The following is a 1,235-nucleotide window of genomic DNA, read 5'->3' on the forward strand; positions in this document are numbered from 1 at the left end:
TTTTTACTTGCGAAACTTGAATTAATAACTCATCTCATTTCACAAAAGTCGACCATAGTACGGGTAAAATGGTAAATGGATATGTTGATCCAGAAGAGGATGAAAAACATAAGTATAATATATACACTGTAATAGGTATGGACATCTTGGTCAAGATTACTTCTTACGATTTTAGAAGAATTTTGGTTTCGAATATAGGAAATAACTTCAAAGGCTACTCACTCGAATTGAATGAAAAAAGCTTAGAATCTATACCCGAGTATAAGATCGTTGCATCTTGAGTACTGGGCGCTGCATCTTCATAATCATTACGATTCGGTTTCAAACTAGATTTAAAATGCTCCTCAAAAAGGTTTCTTAACTAAAAAATTGTACATTTGCGTATAGTAGAACGATCGATGCAATTTTCATGGGAATATGAATTTGACTTCATATCACGCCAAATATTTCTCGCACGAACTTACAAGGCAGCTTCCTTCCAACGACATAGGAAAATTCACTGCTTCGCTTCAGGATGCGCAGGTCGATCTCAATCCACATCAGGTTGAGGCAGCCCTGTTTGCCTTTAAGTCTCCGCTCTCGAATGGAGCGATCCTGGCTGATGAAGTGGGGCTCGGTAAAACCATCGAGGCCGGAATTATTCTTTCCCAGAAATGGGCCGAACGGAAAAGATGTCTGTTAATTATTTGTCCTTCCAACCTCAGGAAACAGTGGAGCCAGGAATTGTCCGACAAGTTCTTTCTCCCCTCTGTTATTCTCGAAACGAAATCGTTTAACAACGAGATCAAGGAGAAAAACTTCAATCCATTTCATCAGAAAGACAAGATCGTTATTTGTTCATTCCAGTTTGCCAAGTCAAAAGCAAGTTATGTTGAAGCGACCAACTGGAACCTGGTGATCATTGATGAAGCGCACCGGTTGAGAAATGTGTACAAGACTTCCAATGTGATTGGTAATGCCATCAGACAAGCACTTCTACCAAGGAAAAAAGTCCTGCTTACTGCCACTCCACTTCAAAACTCAGTTCTAGAATTGTATGGTCTTGTCAGCATCATCGATGATTTTGTTTTTGGCGATCTTAAAAGTTTCAAAAGCCAGTATAGCCGGCAGCTTGAAGAAGAGGATTATTATGAGTTGAAAAAAAGGCTGCAACCGGTCTGTAAGAGAACACTCCGCCGGCAGGTGTTGGAATACATCAGTTACACTGAGCGGAGAGCAATCTGCGAAGAGTATAT

1 protein-coding gene is annotated in these 1,235 nt (G+C 40.2%); it reads left to right on the plus strand.

Features of this window, described 5'->3' with window-relative positions; genetic code table 11:
• Positions 1–417 precede the first annotated feature (417 nt).
• Positions 418–1,235, plus strand: an 818-nt coding sequence (locus B4G81_RS10860; protein ID WP_294082392.1) for a DEAD/DEAH box helicase, incomplete at its 3' end; no start/stop codon positions are given.

Origin of the sequence: Proteiniphilum sp. UBA5384 (genome assembly GCF_002410825.1) — a bacterium.
Lineage (GTDB): Bacteria > Bacteroidota > Bacteroidia > Bacteroidales > Dysgonomonadaceae > Proteiniphilum.